Origin of the sequence: Kitasatospora phosalacinea (assembly GCF_030268885.1) — a bacterium.
Lineage (GTDB): Bacteria > Actinomycetota > Actinomycetes > Streptomycetales > Streptomycetaceae > Kitasatospora > Kitasatospora phosalacinea_C.
Genome location: NZ_BSSA01000036.1, coordinates 26,279 through 42,837 on the forward strand (window position 1 = coordinate 26,279; position 16,559 = coordinate 42,837).

17 protein-coding genes are annotated in these 16,559 nt (G+C 73.0%); 7 read left to right on the top strand and 10 right to left on the bottom strand.

The genetic code is table 11. From position 1 onward, the window contains the following. Positions 1 to 33: 33 nt before the first annotated feature. Positions 34 to 903 (bottom strand): mycothiol conjugate amidase Mca, encoded by an 870-nt coding sequence (gene mca / locus QSK52_RS34110; RefSeq protein WP_285740128.1) that lies wholly within the window; start codon positions 901 to 903, stop codon positions 34 to 36. A gap of 157 nt (positions 904 to 1,060) precedes the next feature. On the opposite strand from mca, the gene QSK52_RS34115 reads away from it, so the two are divergent. Together QSK52_RS34115 and greA are read left to right on the top strand one after the other, a co-directional pair. Beyond that, on the top strand, positions 1,061 to 1,498 hold the full coding sequence (locus tag QSK52_RS34115; protein ID WP_285740129.1) for a DUF4307 domain-containing protein: 438 nt from the start codon (positions 1,061 to 1,063) through the stop codon (positions 1,496 to 1,498). A 229-nt stretch (positions 1,499 to 1,727) separates the two neighbouring features. Further along, positions 1,728 to 2,225, top strand: a complete 498-nt coding sequence (gene greA / locus QSK52_RS34120) for a transcription elongation factor GreA (protein ID WP_285740130.1) — start codon at positions 1,728 to 1,730, stop codon at positions 2,223 to 2,225. A 91-nt stretch (positions 2,226 to 2,316) separates the two neighbouring features. Here the strand turns inward: greA and QSK52_RS34125 are convergent, their stop codons facing one another. The 3 genes from QSK52_RS34125 to ilvA all read right to left on the bottom strand — a co-directional run bounded on the left by QSK52_RS34125 (position 2,317) and on the right by ilvA (position 5,606). Then, entirely contained in the window at positions 2,317 to 3,177 is an 861-nt protein-coding gene (locus QSK52_RS34125) for an ABC transporter permease (protein WP_285740131.1), read from the bottom strand. Position 3,178: 1 nt separating this feature from the next. Continuing rightward, on the bottom strand, positions 3,179 to 4,198 hold the full coding sequence (locus QSK52_RS34130; RefSeq protein ID WP_285740132.1) for an ATP-binding cassette domain-containing protein: 1,020 nt from the start codon (positions 4,196 to 4,198) through the stop codon (positions 3,179 to 3,181). Positions 4,199 to 4,394: 196 nt separating this feature from the next. Continuing rightward, positions 4,395 to 5,606, bottom strand: coding sequence for a threonine ammonia-lyase (ilvA, locus tag QSK52_RS34135; protein ID WP_285740133.1), 1,212 nt, complete (start codon positions 5,604 to 5,606; stop codon positions 4,395 to 4,397). A gap of 90 nt (positions 5,607 to 5,696) precedes the next feature. Between ilvA and QSK52_RS34140 the strand changes: the two genes are divergently transcribed. Beyond that, positions 5,697 to 6,146, top strand: a complete 450-nt coding sequence (locus QSK52_RS34140) for a MarR family winged helix-turn-helix transcriptional regulator (protein ID WP_285740134.1) — start codon at positions 5,697 to 5,699, stop codon at positions 6,144 to 6,146. 22 nt (positions 6,147 to 6,168) lie between these two features. Here the strand turns inward: QSK52_RS34140 and QSK52_RS34145 are convergent, their stop codons facing one another. Next, positions 6,169 to 7,323 (bottom strand): cystathionine gamma-synthase, encoded by a 1,155-nt coding sequence (locus QSK52_RS34145; RefSeq protein ID WP_285740135.1) that lies wholly within the window; start codon positions 7,321 to 7,323, stop codon positions 6,169 to 6,171. A 163-nt stretch (positions 7,324 to 7,486) separates the two neighbouring features. On the opposite strand from QSK52_RS34145, the gene QSK52_RS34150 reads away from it, so the two are divergent. The 3 genes from QSK52_RS34150 (at position 7,487) to QSK52_RS34160 (ending at position 10,795) form a co-directional block, all read left to right on the top strand. Further along, positions 7,487 to 9,115 carry a M48 family metallopeptidase gene (locus tag QSK52_RS34150; protein WP_285740136.1) on the top strand — a complete coding sequence of 543 codons (1,629 nt, stop codon included), beginning with the start codon at positions 7,487 to 7,489 and terminating at the stop codon, positions 9,113 to 9,115. Positions 9,116 to 9,146: 31 nt separating this feature from the next. After that, positions 9,147 to 10,313 (top strand): DUF4034 domain-containing protein, encoded by a 1,167-nt coding sequence (locus QSK52_RS34155; RefSeq protein ID WP_285740137.1) that lies wholly within the window; start codon positions 9,147 to 9,149, stop codon positions 10,311 to 10,313. A 113-nt stretch (positions 10,314 to 10,426) separates the two neighbouring features. Continuing rightward, on the top strand, positions 10,427 to 10,795 hold the full coding sequence (locus QSK52_RS34160; RefSeq protein WP_285740138.1) for a cupin domain-containing protein: 369 nt from the start codon (positions 10,427 to 10,429) through the stop codon (positions 10,793 to 10,795). Between the two features lie 6 nt (positions 10,796 to 10,801). Here QSK52_RS34160 and QSK52_RS34165 read toward each other — a convergent pair whose 3' ends face one another. After that, positions 10,802 to 11,299, bottom strand: a complete 498-nt coding sequence (locus QSK52_RS34165; RefSeq protein WP_285740139.1) for a DUF1203 domain-containing protein — start codon at positions 11,297 to 11,299, stop codon at positions 10,802 to 10,804. 146 nt (positions 11,300 to 11,445) lie between these two features. Then, the gene (locus tag QSK52_RS34170; RefSeq protein WP_285740140.1) at positions 11,446 to 12,075 is read right to left on the bottom strand and encodes a hypothetical protein; all 630 of its coding nucleotides are present in this window, start codon (positions 12,073 to 12,075) and stop codon (positions 11,446 to 11,448) included. Here QSK52_RS34170 and QSK52_RS34175 point away from each other — a divergent pair. Then, positions 12,064 to 12,822, top strand: a complete 759-nt coding sequence (locus QSK52_RS34175) for a hypothetical protein (RefSeq protein ID WP_285740141.1) — start codon at positions 12,064 to 12,066, stop codon at positions 12,820 to 12,822. The genes QSK52_RS34170 and QSK52_RS34175 overlap by 12 nt on opposite strands. A gap of 122 nt (positions 12,823 to 12,944) precedes the next feature. Here the strand turns inward: QSK52_RS34175 and QSK52_RS34180 are convergent, their stop codons facing one another. The 3 genes from QSK52_RS34180 to QSK52_RS34190 all read right to left on the bottom strand — a co-directional run bounded on the left by QSK52_RS34180 (position 12,945) and on the right by QSK52_RS34190 (position 16,554). Next, positions 12,945 to 14,228: a L,D-transpeptidase gene (locus QSK52_RS34180; protein ID WP_285740142.1), complete on the bottom strand. Its 1,284-nt coding sequence runs from the start codon at positions 14,226 to 14,228 to the stop codon at positions 12,945 to 12,947. Between the two features lie 126 nt (positions 14,229 to 14,354). Further along, positions 14,355 to 14,681: a hypothetical protein gene (locus QSK52_RS34185; RefSeq protein ID WP_285740143.1), complete on the bottom strand. Its 327-nt coding sequence runs from the start codon at positions 14,679 to 14,681 to the stop codon at positions 14,355 to 14,357. 472 nt (positions 14,682 to 15,153) lie between these two features. Then, a complete protein-coding gene (locus tag QSK52_RS34190; protein ID WP_285740144.1) occupies positions 15,154 to 16,554 on the bottom strand; it encodes a cystathionine beta-synthase in 1,401 nt (466 codons plus the stop codon). Positions 16,555 to 16,559: the final 5 nt, after the last annotated feature.

Below are 16,559 nucleotides of genomic sequence, written 5' to 3' on the forward strand. Positions count from 1 at the left end.
GTGGTACGGGGTGGGGCGAAGCGGGACGAAGGGCTACTTGCGCAGGCCCGCGAACAGGTCGTCCTCCGGCAGGTCGGTGTCGACCAGGGACTTGGCGAGCTCGTAGTCCTCGGTCGGCCAGACCTGGCGCTGGATCTCGATCGGGACGCGGAACCACGGCCCGTCCGGGTCGATCTGGGTGGCGTGCGCGATCAGGGCCTTGTCGCGGACCTCGAAGAAGTCGGCGCACTCGACCCGGGTGGTGATCTCCCGCTCGGCCCGGCCGGACTTCTCCCAGCCCTCGATCCACTCGCCGTACGGGGAGTCGTGCCCGTTCTCGCTGAGGTAGGCGTGCAGGGCGCGGATCCGCCCCATCGGGAAGCCGTGGTTGTAGTACAGCTTGGACGGCTGCCAGGGCTCGCCCGCCTCGGGGTACGCCGCGGGGTCGGCGGCGGCGTCGAAGGCCACCATGGTGATCTTGTGGGTCATGATGTGGTCGGGGTGCGGGTAGCCGCCGTTCTCGTCGTACGTGGTGATCACGTGCGGACGGAACTCGCGAATCAGCTTGACCAGGGCCCCGGCCGCGACCTCGACGTCCTCCAGGGCGAAGCAGCCCTCGGGCAGCGGGGGCAGCGGGTCGCCCTCCGGCAGGCCGGAGTCGACGTAGCCGAGCCAGGCCTGCTGGACGCCGAGGATCTCCCGGGCGGCGTCCATCTCCTTGCGGCGGACCTCGTGGATGTTCTCCTCGACCCAGGGATCGCCCTGGAGCTTGGGGTTGAGGATCGAGCCGCGCTCGCCCCCCGTGCACGTGGCGACCAGGACCTCCACCCCCTGGGACACGTACATCGCCATGGTGGCGGCGCCCTTGCTGGACTCGTCGTCCGGGTGCGCGTGCACCGCCATCAAACGCAACTGCTCGCTCAACGCCTGGTCCCCTTCAGGTACGGGTATGTCCGGTTCGTCGGGTTCGGCTCCCCCGCCTCCTCCGGCGCGGTCGTGCCCCTCCTATAGTGACGGACTGGAGGGCCCGTCCATTCCCACCGAGGGACGAACGCCGCTCCGCGAAAGGACCGAGCCCGCCATGGACCACAGCCCTACGCCCGAGACGCGCACCGTCGCCGCCGCGGCCCCGCCGGCCGACCGCTACGGCCGGGGCGGCGACCGGGCCGCCGACCGCAAGCTGCGGGTGGCCGCGGCGGTGTGCGGGGTGCTGTTCCTCGGGCTGGTCGCCTGGCTGGGCGGCTCGTACCTGCTGCGGGAGACCCGGCTGAACGGTACGGTGCCGACCTTCCAGACGGTGTCGGACACCGAGGTGCAGCTGCAGCTGTCGGTGCGCAAGAGCGACGGCACCTCCGGGGTGTGCACGGTGCGCTCGCAGGGGACGGACGGCGCGGTGGTGGGCCAGTCGGACTTCCGGGTCCCGGCCGCGGGCAGCAGCTACGTCGAGGTGGTCACGCTGCGGACCACGGCCCGCGGCACCACCGCGGAGCTGCTCGGCTGCACCCCCGACAAGGAGTAACGCGCCCGCCCGCCGCCTCGCTCACCCTTTCGGAGGGCGTCCCGCCCGGGGAGCGCCGCGGGCCGCCCGCAGACCTCCCGTCCGCGCCCGGAACTTGTTAGGCTCGTGATTTCGCCCCTTCCGCGCCGGCCGGCTCGGGAGCGGGCGTTGCTTTGCATCTGCCCAGAAAATCGACCCACCGCCGCCGGTCCACCCCCGGGGCGGCGCCAGCACCGACGAGGAGCACCCTGTGACCCAGACCAACGATGACGTGACCTGGCTCACTCAGGACCACTACAACAAGCTCAAGGCCGAGCTTGACCACCTTACGGGGCCCTGGCGGATCGAGATCGCCCAGAAGATCGAGGCCGCGCGCGAGGAGGGCGACCTCAAGGAGAACGCGGGCTACCACGCGGCCAAGGACGAGCAGGGCAAGACCGAGGCCCGGATCCGCCAGCTGACCCAGCTGCTGGAGCGGGCGAAGGTCGGCGAGGCTCCGGCCGACTCCGGCGTGGTGGCCCCCGGCATGCTGGTGAAGGTCGCCTTCGACGGCGACCCGGACGACACCATGGAGTTCCTGCTGGCCTCCCGCGAGGTCACCGACGGCGACATCGACGTCTACTCCCCGCAGTCGCCGCTGGGCCGGGCCATCATCGGCAAGTCGGTCGGCCAGGACGCCCAGTACGAGCTGCCGAACGGCAAGAAGGCCGGCGTGAAGATCGTCGACGCCAAGCCGTTCTCCGGCTGACCCTCGCACGCGCGACGACGGCCGCTCCCCCGGGTGGGGGGAGCGGCCGTCGTCGCGTGCGGGGCGGCCGTCGTCGCGTGCGGAGCGGCGGTCAGCCCGCCGCGCGGCGGTACTTGCGCACCGCCAGCCAGGAGAAGACCGCCATGATGACGACCGACCAGACCACCGACACCAGCGCGGCGTGCTGCATCGGCCAGGAGTCCGGCACCGGGCCGAGCTGGTTGCCGAACAGGCTGCGGCAGGCCTGCACGGTGGCGGAGAACGGGTTCCAGTAGGCGACCGGCTGCAGCCAGTCCGGCATCGAGCTGACCGGCACGAAGGCGTTGGAGACGAAGGTCAGCGGGAACAGCCAGATCAGGCCGGCCGAGGTGGCCGCCTCGGGGCTGCGCACCGACAGGCCGATCAGCGCGCCGATCCAGGAGAAGGCGTAGCCGAGCAGCAGCAGCAGGCCGAACGCGGCGAGCATGTCGAGCACGCCGTTGTGGATCCGCCAGCCGACCAGCAGCGCGACCAGCGAGAGCACGACCAGGATGAACGCGGTCTGCACCAGGTCGGCCAGGGTGCGCCCGGTGAGCACCGCGGCCCGGGACATCGGCAGCGAGCGGAACCGGTCGACCAGGCCCTTGGTCATGTCCTCCGCGATGCCGGCCGAGGCGCCGGCCACCGCGAAGGTGACAGTCTGCGCGAAGATGCCGGCCATCAGGTACTCGATGTACGTCTGGTGGCTGGGCTGGGCGCCGGGGATCGCGATCGCGCCGCCCATGACGTACGAGAACAGCAGCACGAACATGACCGGCTGCATGAGCCCGAAGACCACGATCTCGGGGATCCGGGTCATCCGGCGCAGGTTGCGCTTGGCGACCACCCAGGAGTCGTGGGCGGTGGCGGCGACGCCGCGCCGCGGGGTGACGGGGGCGCCGCCGATGGCGCCCCGGGTGTCGGCGAGTGTCATCTCAGGCGTCCTTCCCCTGGCCGCGGCGGCCCTTCCCGGCCTTCGCCGGTGCGCCGTCCTCCTCGTCCCCGTCCGCCCCGCCCTCGGTGACGTGGCCGGTGAGGGAGAGGAAGACGTCGTCCAGGGTCGGGCGGCGCAGGCCGATGTCGTCGATCTCGATGGAGCGGGCGTCCAGTTCGCGGATGGCGTCGGCCAGCACGCGGGCGCCGCCGCTGACCGGGACGGTGATCCGGCGGGTGTTCTTCTCCACCACCGGGTCGCCCTTGGCGTACGGGGTGAGCGCGGCGACGGCCTCGGGGACGAGGTCGGCGGCGCGGACGACCACCTCGATCCGCTCGCCGCCGATCTGGCGCTTGAGCTCGTCGGCGGTGCCGCGGGCGATCACCTTGCCGTGGTCGACCACCGCGATGTCGTGGGCGAGGCGGTCGGCCTCCTCCAGGTACTGGGTGGTGAGCAGCAGGGTGGTGCCCTGGTCGACCAGGGTCTCGATGACCTCCCAGAGGGCGATCCGGTTGCGCGGGTCGAGGCCGGTGGTGGGTTCGTCGAGGAACATCACCGGGGGCCGGACGACCAGCGCGGCGGCCAGGTCGAGGCGGCGGCGCATGCCGCCGGAGTAGGTCTTGGCGGTGCGGTCCATCGCCTCGGAGAGGTTGAACCACTCCAGCAGCTCCAGGGCCCGCCTCTTCGCGTCGCGGGCGCTCATCTGGTAGAGCTCGCCGACCATCTGGAGGTTCTCGCGGCCGGTGAGGTACTCGTCGACGGCCGCGTACTGGCCGGAGAGGCCGATCAGGCTGCGCACCTTGTTGGGGTGCTTGAGGACGTCGACCCCGGCCACGGTGGCCCGGCCGGAGTCCGGTTGGAGCAGGGTGGTCAGCACCCGGACGGTGGTGGTCTTGCCCGCGCCGTTGGGGCCGAGCAGCCCGAGCACGGTGCCCTCCGGCACGTCCAGGCTCACGCCGTCCAGGGCGCGGACGTCACCGAAGGTCTTGACCAGGTTCTCGGCTTCGATGGCTGCCGCCATGGGCCTGCCTCATCTCCTGATGCGAGTCGGTTATGCGGGGGAATCATCCGATTTGTTACCCGAGCCCACCTGCGGCGAAGCTCGCGATACATCGCAAGATGCTGTCACTCGCGATATATCGCGTCAAGCGCTGCAGGTGAGGCGGGTCACAGCATGCCGGACACCACTGACAACCCCCGCCGGCCCCGGCCCGGCCTCAGCGGCTGACCACGTACCCGGCCTCGCGCAGCTCCCCGATCACCGCCGCGCAGTGCTCGGGCCCCTTGGTCTCCAGGTGCAGGTCCACCTCGACCTCGGTCAGGCCCAGCTGCGGGTCGATCCGCACGTGCGCGACGTCCAGCACGTTGGCGTCCACCCTGCCCAGCACGGACAGCAGGTCGGCCAGCGCGCCCGGCCGGTCGAACAGCCGCACCCGCAGCGACAGGTAGCGGCCCGCCGCGGCCAGGCCGTGCCGCAGCACCCGCTGCATCAGCTGCGGGTCGATGTTGCCGCCGGAGAGCACCGCCACCACCGGCCCCTCGAACCGGCCCGGCTCGGCGAGCAGCGCGGCGATCGGCGCCGCCCCGGCGGGCTCGACCACCAGCTTGAGCCGCTCCAGGCCGACCAGCAGCGAGCGGGAGAGCGCGTCCTCGGAGACCGTCACCACGCCGTCCGCGAGCGCGTTCACCACCTCGAACGGGATGTCCCCGGGGCGGCCGACCATGATGCCGTCCGCCATGGTCGCGTACCGCTCCAGCGTGACCGGGCGCCCCGCCGCCAGCGACAGCGGGTACGCGGCCGCCGCCGCGGCCTGCACCCCGACCACCTTGACGTCCGGGCGCAGCGCCTTGACCGCGATCGCCACGCCCGCCAGCAGCCCGCCGCCGCCGGTGCCGACCAGCACGGTGCGCACCTCGGGGCACTGCTCCAGGATCTCCAGCCCCAGGGTGGCCTGACCGGTGATCACGTCCCAGTGGTCGAAGGGGTGGATGAACGCCGCACCGGTCGTCTCGGCGTACGCGTGGGCGGCCTGCAGCGCCTGGTCGACGTTGGCGCCGTGCAGCCGGACCTCGGCCCCGTACTCGCGGGTGGCGGCGACCTTCGGCAGCGGTGCGCCCACCGGCATGAACACGGTCGAGCGCACCCCCAGCAGCGCGGCGGCCAGCGCCACGCCCTGCGCGTGGTTGCCCGCGCTGGCGGCGACCACCCCGGCGGCCCGCTCGACCGGGGACAGCCCGGCGATCCGCACGTACGCGCCGCGCAGCTTGAACGAGCCGGTGCGCTGCAGGTTCTCGCACTTGAGGTGGACGGGCGTCCCGGCCACCGCGGAGAGGTGGCGGCTGGTCTGCATGGGGGTGACCCGGGCCACCCCGGCCAGCATCTTCTGCGCGCCCCGGACGTCGTCCACCGTGATCGGCCACCTGTGCATGGCAGTCAGCCTAGGGCGCGCACTGTTCCGGTGTTCGCCCGGCGCGCGTACGCTGCTGGTCACGAGTCGCCCGCACCCCCGTGAGCCGCGATGAGCCAGCCTGCACCCGATCCCTCCGCCGACCCCGACGGCTTCGACCCCGAACGTCAACTCCCTTACCAGGTCGCGGTGTTCGCGCGGCGGATCAGTGTCGCCGGGGAGCTCGACCGGGCCGCGTTCCTGCTGCTGGAGCAGCTGGCCGCCACCGGCCCGGCGAACGTGAAGACGCTGGCCGCGGAGCTCGGGGTGGACTCCTCGACGGTGACCCGGCAGGCCGCGCCGCTGCTGCGCGAGCGGCTGGTGGCGCGGCTGCCCTACCCGGCGGACCGGCGGGCGGTGCGGCTGGCGCTGACGCCGCTGGGGGCCGGGCGGCTGGCCCAGGTCCGCCAGCGGCGGCGGGAGTTGATCGCCGAGCTGACGGCGGGGTGGACGGCCGGGGAGCGGGCGGTGTTCTGCGCGCTGCTGACCCGGTTCAACGACGGTCTGCTGGACCGCCGTTGAACCGGCGGCGGGCGGCGGCCGGTCAGCCGAGCGCCTGCTCCAGGTCGGCGAGCAGGTCGGTGGCGGACTCGATGCCGACCGAGATCCGCACCAGGTCGGCGGGCACCTCCAGCGGGGAGCCGGCCGCGGAGGCGTGGGTCATCCGCCCGGGGTGCTCGATCAGCGACTCGACGCCGCCCAACGACTCGCCCAGGGTGAAGAGCTCGGCCCGGTTGCAGACCTCGACGGCGGCCTGCTCGCCGCCCGCGACGCGGAAGGACACCATGCCGCCGAAGGCCTTCATCTGCTTGGCGGCGACGTCGTGCCCGGGGTGGGTGGGCAGGCCCGGGTAGAGCACCTGCGTCACCTTCGGGTGGTTCGACAGCAGTTCGGCGACCTTCTCGGCGTTCTCCGAGTGCCGGTCCATCCGGACGCCGAGCGTCTTGATGCCGCGCAGCACCAGCCAGGCGTCGAACGGCCCGGCGACCGCGCCCATCGCGTTCTGGTGGTAGGCGACCTCCTCGGCCAGGCCGGGGTCGGCGACCACCAGGGCGCCGCCGACCACGTCGGAGTGCCCGCCCATGTACTTGGTGGTGGAGTGCACCACCACGTCGGCGCCGAAGGAGATCGGCTGCTGCAGGTAGGGGCTGGCGAAGGTGTTGTCGACGACCAGCTTCGCCCCGGCGGCGTGCGCGATCTCCGCGACGGCGGCGAGGTCGGTGATGCCGAGCAGCGGGTTGGAGGGGGTCTCCACCCACACCGCGCGGGTGGTCGGGCGGATCGCCTCGCGGACCTTCTCGGGGTGGTGGGTGTCGGCGACGGAGAACTCGACGCCCCAGCGGGTCAGCACCTTGGCGAACAGCCGGAAGGTGCCGCCGTACGCGTCGTTCGGGATGACGATGTGGTCGCCGGGCTTGAGCAGGGTGCGCAGCAGGGTGTCCTCGGCGGCCAGCCCGGAGGCGAAGGCGAGGCCGCGTGCGCCGCCCTCGATCGCGGCCAGGCACTCCTCCAGCGCGGTGCGGGTGGGGTTGGCGGAGCGGCTGTACTCGTAGCCCTCGCGCAGTCCGCCGACGCCGTCCTGCTTGTAGGTGGACACCTGGTAGATCGGCGTCACGACTGCCCCGGTCCGGGGGTCCGCTTCCTGGCCCGCGTGGATGGCGAGGGTCTCGAAGCCGTGGGAAAGCTGGTGCTCGGTCATGCAGCCGAGCCTAGTGCGGCGGAGGGGGCCCGGGTGGCCCGCGGGGCGGCGTTTCCGTGACCCGAAAGACCTCGCTGCGGAACAGGTCGCACCAGTACGATCAGCCGTCCCGTACACATGATCGATGCTGGGGGAACCCGGAATGTCCACGGAGCGCACCGGTATGCGCACCTCCACCCGGGCGCTGGTCGCCGTCGCCCTGCTGGCCGGGTTCTACCTGCTCGCGGCGGCCGTCGTGGTCGGCCTGGTCTGGCTGAACGTCGAACTGGTCGTCAACTCCGACCGCCTCCACGGCGGCATGGTCAAGCTGTGGCTGCTGAGCGCCGCCATCGCCTACCCGGTGCTGCGGGTGGTGTTCCTGACCCGCCGCCCGCGCTCCGACCACCGCGAGGGGCTGGTGCTGACCCGCGAGCAGCAGCCCGAGCTGTGGGCCCGGGTGGACCGGATCACCGAGGCCACCGGCGTCCGCGGCCCCGCCGAGATCCGGCTGGTCCCGAACGTCAACGCGTACGTCTCCGAGGAGACCCGGCTGCTCGGCCTCGTCCCCGGCCCGCGCCGCCTCGCGGTCGGCGCCCCGCTGCTGATGGGCCTCACCGAGGCCGAGCTGGACTCGGTGCTCGCCCACGAGTTCGGCCACTACGCCAACAACGACGTCCGCCTCGGCGCCGTCACCGTGGCCGGCCACAACGCCCTGGTGCACTCCATCGCCACCCTGCACCGGCGCGCCGACCAGCACCGGGCCCAGAAGGCCGCCGAGATCGCCGAGGACAACGCCTACCGGGCCGCCAGGGGCCGCGGCGCCCGCGACGAGGACCCGGGCAACGGCGGCGTCGAACGCGTCCTGGCCAAGCTGTTCACCCAGTACGCCAAGCTGTACTTCCGGGTCACCGAATCGGTGCGCCGCCAGCAGGAGTTCGCCGCCGACCGGCACGCCGCCGAGATCGCCGGCCGGGACGCCACCGGCGCCGCGCTGCGCCGCGTCCCGGCGCTCGGCGCCGCCCAGGGCTTCTACCTGGACCGCTACGCCACCATGGGCTGGTCGGCCGGCCTGCTGCCGCTGCCCGGCCAGTTCTACGGCGGCCTCGCGCACCTGCTGGCCGACCCGGAGCGGCGCGAGGAGCTCGCGAGGATGGGCCTCGACCTGCCCGAGAAGGAGGCCGGCCCGTACGACTCGCACCCGCCGATCCGGCAGCGGGTCGCCGCGGTGGAGGCGCTGCCCGACACCCCCGGCCTGCCGGGCCTCGGCTCGGAGCGGCCCGCGCTGGGCCTGCTGCGCGACGCCGAGCGCCTGCTCGCCGAGCTGGAGATGCTCGAACTCGTCCCCGAGGCCGCCACCAAGCGCCGCGTCGACTGGCCGGACCTGGTCCACGAGACCCTGCTGGCGCACGCCCGCGAGCAGGCCCAGCCGATCCTGCGGGCGCTGACCGGCATCGGCCTGCACGGCACCGTGGAGGCCATGCTGGACGCCCTGGAGGCGGGCCGCGGGCCGGAGATCGCCGCGCAGCTGCCGCAGAGCGAGCAGGCCGCGCAGGCCACCGGCCGGGCCGCCCGGGAGTTCCACCGCGGCCTGCTGCGCGAGGCGCTGGAGTCGCTGACCGTCCTGGCCCTGACCACCGACCGGCGCGCCCGCTGGGAGCTGTCCTGGAGCCGCCCGGCCGCCCTGGTGCTGCCCGGCGACGCCGCCGAGCGGCTGCCCGGCGCGCTGGACGCCGCGGTCGCCGCCGACCCCGACACCGCCCCGCTGCGCACCCTGCTGGCCGAGGCCGCGGCCCCCGTGCCCGCCTCGTCCTGACGACCCACCACCCCCTGGAGAACCGCCCCCGATGGCCCGCCTGATCGTCATCATCCCGCTCCTGCTGCTGGTCGGCTTCAAGCTGGCCACCTGGCTGATGAAGCGCCGCACCGCCACCGTGGAGGCCGCCAACGCGGCCGCCCGGGCCGAGATCGCCCGGATCGAGGAGGCCACCCGGCCCACCATCGTCCCGTCCGAGCACGGCCTGGTCGCCCGCGCCGAACTGGTCGTCGACAACGGCCGGTTGACCGGCCCCGAGCTGGACGCCGCGCTGGCCGCCGCCACCGCGGGCGACTGGCGCCCGGCCGCCGAGCTGTTCGCCGCCGCCTCCGGCGACCGGGACCGCCGCTGGGGCCTGGTCGGCCGCTTCGGCGAGAACGCCGCCGAGGACGACGCCTGGCTGAGGGCCTGGCGCGCCGAGCGCCCCGAGGACGCGGACGCCGCGCTGATCACCCTCGACGCGACGATCGAGCTGGCCTGGAAGGTGCGCACCTCCAAGCGCGCCAGCGACGTCACCCGCGAGCAGTTCGACGTCTTCCACAAGATCCTCGGCGACGCGGTCGAGGCCGCCGCCGAGGCCGTCCGGCTGGCCGACCCGCAGGACCCGCTGCCGTTCGTCGGGCAGATCCCGATCGCGATGGGCCTGAGCTGGCCGCGCGAGCGCTTCCGCGCGTTGTGGACGGAGATCACCGACCGCGACCCGCACCACTGGTCGGCGCACGTCAGCGCGCTGCAGTACTGGTGCGCCAAGTGGAGCGGCGGCCGCGGCGACCACACCCACCTGCACGCCTTCGCGGACGCCGCGATCGCCGCCGCCCCGGCCGGCAGCCTGCTGACCGTGCTCAAGCTGCAGGCGTACTGGGAGCAGTTCGCCTACGACAAGGAGTACGCGTACGACGCCCCCGAGGTGCGCGCCGCGGCGGACGCGGTGCGGGCCGACCTCGCCGCCGCCGACCCGGCCAACCGCCGCCTGACCTACGTCCGCGGCTGGCTGGCGTACATGGACTACCGGGCCGACCGGCCCGCCGAGGCGGTCGAGCAGTTCCGGGCGCTGGGGACGGCCGTGCCCGACCCGTGGGCCTCCTACTTCAACGACCCGATCGGCTCCTTCGTCGGCCACCGCGCGGGCGCCGTGCTCGAACTGCTGGCGGCCCGGGAGACCGCGGCGCAGGGGGCGGCGGTCCCGGCCGCCGGGTGACCGTCCCGCGTCGCGCCCGCCCGGCCAGGTGCCGAGGATGGAAGGGTCAGCCGCGCCCCGTCGCCGAGCCCGGCGGCGGGGCGCGGGTCGTTCTCGGCCGGAGGTGAGCGGTGATGGCCGGGTTGGTGCGGATGAGTCTGGACGAACCGGAGGAGGTCCGCCCGTTCGAGGGCGGCAAGGGGCAGCTGGCCCTGGTGAACCTGGCGGCCGGCGGCGTCGGCCGGGCGGTGTTCGAGCCGGGCTGGCGCTGGTCGGAGCACGTGAGGCCGATCGTCGGCACGGACAGCTGCCAGGCCTCGCACGCCGGGTACGTGATCTCCGGTCGGCTGCGGGTGGAGATGGACGACGGCGAGGCCGCGGAGTTCGGCGAGGGCGACTTCATGCTCTGCCCGCCCGGCCACGACGCCTGGGTGGTCGGCGACGTGCCCTGCGTGATGCTCGACTGGCAGGGCTACGCCGACTACGCGAAGCCGAAGGGCTGAGCCCGCTCAGCCCCGTCGCACCTCGTGCAGGAAGCAGCCGAACTCGACGGCCCGCACGTGCAGCACCGCGGTCGCCGGGTCCGCCAGCAACTCGGCGGCGATCCACGGGAGTTCGTCCGGCGCGCCGAGCTTCCCGCCGAGGATCCGGCCGTCCGCGGAGTAGGCCCGCAGCACCCGCGGCCCGCCGTGGAAGCCCTCCGGCCAGCCGCCGGGGTGCCCCGCGCACGGCTCGGCGTGCACGAACACCGGCCCGGTCTCCAGGTAGGGCCCGGGGTCGCAGCCGGTCTCGGCGGCCCAGCGCAGCAGCGGCGCGTACGACAGCAGGACGATCCGCTCGCCGGGCCTGGCCCTGGTCAGGCAGCAGCGCAGCGGCTGGCCGCCCGGCCCGGCGTCGAAGGCCTCCCGGGCCCGCCCGGCGTCGTCGACCCGGCGCAGTGCGGCGAGCACCGGGCCGGGCACCGCCCGGACGTCCAGCGCGGTGGCGGTGGCAGCAGTGTTCTCCATGCCCCCAGCCTGCGCCGGGGCGCCCGTCCGGTCCGGCGGCTTCCGGACGTCGCGCTGCGCGGCGCCCCGCGGCCCCGGAACGCGGCGCGGCCCGCCGCAGCGTGCTGCTGCGACGGGCCGCGCCGCGTTCCCGCGGTGGTGCCGGGTCAGGTGAGCTCGGGGCCCAGGGCCTTGATCTGGGCGAAGCCCAAGCCCTCCCGGTTGAGCTCCTCGGCGGTCTTCCGGTCGATGCCGAGGGCTTCCAGCTGGGCGTACTCGGACGCGGTCAGCGGCAGCGCCGGGGCGTAGGAGTCGATGCCGGAGCCGCCGGTGGAGAAGTCGCCGTCGTCCTCGAAGTCGCTGCCCTCGTCCATCGCGGCGAGCATGTCCTGGAACTTGCCCAGGTCGAGGTCGACGGCGTCGGCCGGGGCGGTGACGGCCTGGCCCTCGCCGGAGATGCCGATCCGCAGCGGGAGGTGGGTGGCCCAGCCGTCCTGGTCGGCGAACTGGGCCAGGTCGAAGGTGATCGCCTGGGCCCGGCCGTCCTTGAGCTGCACGTCGGCGTGGAAGTTCCGGTTCGGCACGCCGTCGAGCGCCCGGTCACCGGGGAGGTTCCGCGCCGAGCGGCCGGGGAGGTCCTCGGCGACCTTGCTGAACGACTCGTACAGGCTCTTGACCAGCGGACGGGCGGGCGCGGACACCCGGATCACGTCGGTGTCGCCGGTCTTGCCGAGGTCCTTCAGCGTGACGTTGTCGGAGATCGCGCCCTTCACCGAGTCGCAGAAGTGCTGCAGCACGGACGGGTCGAGCCCGGGCGCGCCCGCGTTGGCCCCCGCGCCGAGCCCGGCGCCCGACATCTGCCCGGACAGCTCCTTGAAGTCGTCCAGGCCGACCGCGATCCACTTGCCGTCGACCAGGTCCTTGAGCGGGGCGGCCTCGGCCGGGATGTCCGCCAGGCCCCGGTCGATCTCGCCCGGGTCCTCGCCGGACAGTTCGGCGATGCCGCGGACGTCGGCCTTGACGTACGCCTTGTCGCCGACGATGCGGACGTCGGCGTAGCTCTTGCCGTTCTTCTTGCTGTTCAGCGCGTAGCCGACCGCGGCGCCCCCGGTGCCGCCCCCGGTCCCGCCCGCGGCGCTGCAGCCGGAGTCGAAGCCCTTGAGGTCCTTGAGCGGCTTGTCGTAGCTGACCGCGACGGAGATCGACAGGTCGGAGAGGAGGTCGGCCTCCTTCTTCTCGATCGGCGAGTCGACCGCCTCGCCGAAGGCGACCAGGTCGGCGGAGCTCGCGTCGAGGGAGAGGTCGATCCGGATCGTCCGGGAGTCGCCGAGCTTGTCGAACGCGCTGCTGAGCTTCTCGCCGGCGTTCAGCTGCTTGACGGTGCTGCAGGCGACGAGACCGCCGCCGAGGAGGGCTGCCCCGGCGGTGACGGCTATCCCTGCGCGGACGGAGCGGCGGATGGCGGTGTTGATGGCTTGGCTCCTGCTACTGGAGACGGTTCGGGCCCGGTCGGCCCTGCCGCGGAGGCAAGCTCAGCACAGTGATGCGTCCCCCCGCACGCGAATATTTTTACCATCCGTTTAGGACGTTCTCAGGAGACCCCCACCTCCGTGCCCGAACCGTATCCGTCGCGTGTCCGCCGCGCGGCCCGGCGCCCGACGTCGCGTCAGACGGCGCTCCCGGCGACCCAGTCCGACCAGCTCATGTTCCAGCCGTTCAGGCCGTTGGACGGACTGACCGTCCGGTCACCGGAGTTGATCACCTCGACCACGTCGCCGACCATCGAGCTCGCGTAGAACTTCGCCGCGTCGGTGCTCGGGTCGTTGCCGCCCTGCACGTCCTGCAGCGCGATGCAGCCGTGGCTGGTGTTGTCGTTGCCGAACTGCGAGGCGGGCGACCAGTAGTTGCCGTGGATGAAGGTGCCCGAGGTGGTCAGCCGCTGGGCGTGCGGCACGTCCGGGATGTCGTACTCGCTGCCCAGGCCGACCGTGCTGGAGTTCATCCGGGTCTGCTGGTACTTCTCCGAGATCACCAGCTTGCCGCCCCAGGTGCGGTGGTCGGGCGCGCCGCCGATCACCGGGTAGGTCGCGGTGACCTTGCCGTCGGTGCGGACGGTGAGGGTGTCGGCGGTCAGGTCGGCGGTGGAGACCTGGCTGCGGCCGACGGTGAAGGTGACGTCCTTGGACTGCGTCCCGTACACGCCCTTGGCCCCGGCCACGTCCTTGAGCCGCAGCCTGAGGGTGACCTTGGTGCCCTTCGCCCAGTACTCCTGCGGGCGGAAGTCGAGCCGGGTGGAGTCGAACCAGTGCCCGACGACCTCCACCGGCGGGTCGGCGACCACGGTGATCGCCTGCTGGACGGCCCTGCGGTCGGTGATCGCCTTGTTGAAGTTGATCGACACCGGCATGCCGACGCCGACGGTGGTGCCGTCCTCGGGGGTGAAGTAGCCGACGAAGGTGTTGGCCGGGGAGGCGGTGGAGAAGCTCGCGTTGGCGTCGGCCGGGCGCTGGTCGCCGTCCACGGCGGAGGCGGCGACGGTGTACCGGGTGCCGCTGGAGAGCTTGGCGGTGGAGGTCCAGCTGGCCTTGTCGGCGGAGAGCTGCCCGGCTATCGGCTTCCCGGTGCCGTCGGTGACGGTGACCGAGACCAGGGTGCCGTCCTGCACGGTGACGGTGACCGGCTGGGTGAACGACGCGGCGGTGGTGCCGTCGGCGGGTGTGACGGTGATCTGCGCGACCGAGGCCTTGGGGCTGGTCGACGGGCTGCCGGAGGCTTCGCCCCCGGCCGGGGCCGAGCCGGAGGTGCCCGTGGCGGCGGGCTTCCCGCCGCCGTCGCCCGAGCAGGCGGCGAGCAGCAGCACGGGAGCGCCCAGCAGCCCGGAGAGCACGCCGCGCCGGCTCCAGTTGCCGCCGCGCGGCCGGTCCTGCTTCTCCGCTGCGGTCACGTCCACGCTCCTCGTCCCAAGATCACTCATTTATGTGCAGATCGTACGAGAGTACCCAAGTGACCCGTAGAACGGACAAAAGCCCGGTCCGGGGGTACCGGACCGGGCTCGTGGACGGGGGGAGGGGCGGCGTCACTGCACCTCGTACTCGTCCCAGCTCTCGTCGTCGGGGTCGTACTCGGTGCTGGCGGACTCCCAGGTCGCGGAGGCGAGCTCCACCCCGGGGATGTCGCCGAGCAGCGAGACCGGGTCGACGAAGTGGGCGAGCGAACCGGTCGGGTCCACCTCGATCGCCTCGACGGCCTGGGCCCGCTCGTCGTCCTCCAGGTACTCGTCCGAGGCGACCTGGGTGAGCGCGGCGGCCTTCAGGGCCCCCTCGTCGGTGATCTCGGCGATCAGCTCGATGGTGAGGCGAACGTAGCGCGGTGCGTCCTGCTCGGGCAGGTCGGTGCTGGTCATGACAGCGAGCCTAGGGCCTCGCACACCCTTCCGGGAAAGCGGCCGCCCCCGCGGCCGGGCGCCGGGGCCCGGACACGAGGAAGGGCCGGCCCGGGCGAACCCGGACCGGCCCTGCCTCCTCCGCTCGGACTCCCCCACCCGGGAGCTCGCGGAGCCGCGCCTCGCGGCGCGATATCTTCCGTGGGAACCGCCGCACCCTGATGACAGGGGCGGGACGACGGCGCCTCCCACGGACCGGACACGGTGGGCCGGGTCAGGGCCGACCGGTCGTGTCCTTGGTGACCCCGGAGGCTGGGGAGCCGCTCCCTTCCTCCGCTGTCACCGCTCTCGGCTTCTTGCCGTGCTTCAAAGATGCCCTGCCCGTGTTAACCGGGTGATGCGCTGTTGTGACGTCCGAGTACCAACTGTCCCGGCCGCCGCCTTTCCCCCGAACGGCGCACGCCCCCGGCGCGGAAGGGCCCCTGAGAAGCCGTCAGTGACCGGCCCGGGCGGTCAGGAACGCCAGCAGGTCCTGCCTGGTCACGATGCCCTGCGGCTTGCCCTCGACCAGCACCACCACCGCGTCGGCCTTCTCCAGCACCGCCATCAGGTTGGTCACCGTCTCGCCCGAACCCACCACCGGCAGCGGCTTCGACATCACCTTGTCCAGGGTGTCGGTCAGCTGGATCCGCCCGTTGAACAGGCCCTCCAGCAGCTCGCGCTCCACCACCGAGCCGACCACCTCGCCCGCCATGATGTCCGGGTGCCCGGCGCCCTGGGAGACCACCGGCATCTGCGAGACCCCGAAGTCCTGCAGCACCCGGACCGCCTCGGCGACCGTCTCACCGGGGTGCATGTGCACGAACTGCGGGATGCCCTCGTGCTCGATCGCGTCCTTGCGGGCCAGCACCTCGCCGATGTGCGCCTCGTCGGTGGCGGCCGGCAGGAAGCCGTAGTCCGCCATCCAGTCGTCGTTGAAGATCTTCGACAGGTAGCCGCGGCCGCCGTCCGGCAGCAGCACCACCACCACGTCGTCCGGCCCCAGCTCCCGCGCCACCTCCAGCGCCGCCACCACGGCCATCCCGCAGGAGCCGCCGACCAGCAGGCCCTCCTCCTTGGCCAGCCGCCGGGTCATCTGGAACGAGTCCTTGTCCGAGACCGCCACGATCCGGTCCGCGACCTGCCGGTCGTACGCGGTCGGCCAGAAGTCCTCGCCGACGCCCTCCACCAGGTACGGCCGCCCGGTGCCGCCCGAGTACACCGACCCCTCCGGGTCCGCCCCGATCACCTGCACCTTCCCGCCGGAGACCTCCTTCAGGTAGTTGCCCGTCCCGGAGATCGTCCCGCCGGTGCCGACGCCCGCCACGAAGTGGGTGATCCGCCCCTCGGTCTGCGCCCACAGCTCCGGGCCGGTCGAGTGGTAGTGCGAGGCCGGGTTCTCCGGGTTGGAGTACTGGTCCGGCTTCCACGCGTTCGGGGTCTCCCGGACCAGCCGGTCCGAGACGTTGTAGTACGAGTCCGGGTGCTCGGGCGCGACCGCGGTCGGGCAGACCACCACCTCCGCCCCGTACGCCCGCAGCGTGTTGATCTTGTCCGTCGACACCTTGTCCGGGCAGACGAAGATGCACTTGTAGCCCTTCTGCTGGGCCACGATCGCCAGCCCCACCCCGGTGTTGCCGCTGGTGGGCTCGACGATCGTCCCGCCGGGCTTGAGCGCGCCGGAAGCCTCCGCCGCCTCGATCATCCGCATCGCGATCCGGTCCTTCACCGAACCGCCCGGATTGAAGTACTCGACCTTGGCCAGCACGGTGGCGCTGATCCCCTCGGCGACCTTGTTGAGCTTCACCAACGGGGTGTCGCCGACCAGCTCGATGATCGAATTGTGGTACCGCACGGGGG

Bases quoted from the DNA above. Each gene is read 5' to 3' on its own strand.
- QSK52_RS34155 (WP_285740137.1), top strand. From the start codon at position 9,147: ATGGCCCGCCTGATCGTCATCATCCCGCTCCTGCTGCTGGTCGGCTTC.
- QSK52_RS34130 (WP_285740132.1), bottom strand. From the start codon at position 4,198: ATGGCGGCAGCCATCGAAGCCGAGAACCTGGTCAAGACCTTCGGTGAC.
- ilvA (WP_285740133.1), bottom strand. From the start codon at position 5,606: ATGCACAGGTGGCCGATCACGGTGGACGACGTCCGGGGCGCGCAGAAG.
- QSK52_RS34165 (WP_285740139.1), bottom strand. From the start codon at position 11,299: ATGGAGAACACTGCTGCCACCGCCACCGCGCTGGACGTCCGGGCGGTG.
- QSK52_RS34125 (WP_285740131.1), bottom strand. From the start codon at position 3,177: ATGACACTCGCCGACACCCGGGGCGCCATCGGCGGCGCCCCCGTCACC.
- QSK52_RS34150 (WP_285740136.1), top strand. From the start codon at position 7,487: ATGCGCACCTCCACCCGGGCGCTGGTCGCCGTCGCCCTGCTGGCCGGG.
- QSK52_RS34160 (WP_285740138.1), top strand. From the start codon at position 10,427: ATGGCCGGGTTGGTGCGGATGAGTCTGGACGAACCGGAGGAGGTCCGC.
- QSK52_RS34185 (WP_285740143.1), bottom strand. From the start codon at position 14,681: ATGACCAGCACCGACCTGCCCGAGCAGGACGCACCGCGCTACGTTCGC.
- QSK52_RS34140 (WP_285740134.1), top strand. From the start codon at position 5,697: ATGAGCCAGCCTGCACCCGATCCCTCCGCCGACCCCGACGGCTTCGAC.
- QSK52_RS34115 (WP_285740129.1), top strand. From the start codon at position 1,061: ATGGACCACAGCCCTACGCCCGAGACGCGCACCGTCGCCGCCGCGGCC.
- QSK52_RS34145 (WP_285740135.1), bottom strand. From the start codon at position 7,323: ATGACCGAGCACCAGCTTTCCCACGGCTTCGAGACCCTCGCCATCCAC.